The 1,144-nt window shown below is 71.1% G+C and carries 1 pseudogene; it reads left to right on the top strand.

The features are described from left to right. Window positions 1-1,144 (top strand): annotated as a pseudogene (locus H261_RS25630) (beta strand repeat-containing protein); the annotation flags it as partial.

The following is a 1,144-nucleotide window of genomic DNA, read 5'->3' on the forward strand; positions in this document are numbered from 1 at the left end:
CCTTGAGCACCACCCAGCTGGGCGGGCTGAGTGTCACCCAGGTGAGGACTCTGACCACCACGGTGATGGCCGAGCTGACCTCGACCCAGATGGCTGGGCTCTCCACCGTCCAGGTCGCCGCCCTGACCACCACCCAGGTCTCCGGTCTGGAGACCACCGACGTGGCTGCGTTGACCACCACCCAGATGGGAGCGCTGGAGCGCACCGACCTGACGGCGCTGTCCACCACCCAGCTGGACGAGTTGAGCGCGACGCAGCTGGGCGGGCTGAGCGCCGTCAACGTCGCCGGGCTGACCACCACCCATATCGAGGCCATGGACACCACCCAGGTCGGCGGGCTGGGCAGTGCCCTGATCGCCGCCCTGACCGCCACCCAGGCCGGCAGCTTCAGCACCACCCAGCTGGCCGGCCTCAGCACCACCCAGCTGACCGCCCTGTCCACCACCAATCTCGTCGGCTTGACCACCACCCAGGTCGGGGCCCTGGGCACCACCCAGATCGCCACCCTGACCGTTACCCAGGTGGCAAGGCTGTCGACCACCCAGCTGGCCGCCATCAGCACCACCCAATTGTCGGGTCTGACCGCCACCCAGGCCGCCGCCCTGACCGCCACCCAGGTGGCGGGCTTGACCACCAGCGAGGTGGCGGCGCTGTCCACCACCCAGCTGGCGGCGCTGAGCATCACCGGCATCACCGGCCTGTCCACCGTGCAACTGGCGGAGGCCTCCACCACCCAGATGGCGGCCCTGTCGGCCACCCTGGTCGGCCGCCTGACCCAGACCCAGCTGGCGGCGCTCACCACCACCCAGATGGGGACCCTGAGCACCACCCAGATCGGCGGCCTGACCGTCGCCCAGGTGGCCGGCCTGACCACCACGGCGGTGGCCGAGCTGTCCACCACCCAGGTGGCGGCGCTGTCCGCCGCCCAGGTCGCCGCCCTGACCGTCACCCAGGTGGCCGGCATGGAAACCACCGACCTGGCGGCGCTCACCACCACCCAGATGGCGGCGCTGGAAGCCACCGACCTGGCGGCGATCTCCACCACCCAGCTGGCCGAGCTGTCCACCACTCAGCTGGCGGCGCTGCCCGCCACCAAGGTCACCGCCCTGACCACCGCCCAAATGGCCGAGCTGTCCACCACCCA

The organism is Paramagnetospirillum caucaseum, from assembly GCF_000342045.1.
Classification (GTDB): domain Bacteria; phylum Pseudomonadota; class Alphaproteobacteria; order Rhodospirillales; family Magnetospirillaceae; genus Phaeospirillum; species Phaeospirillum caucaseum.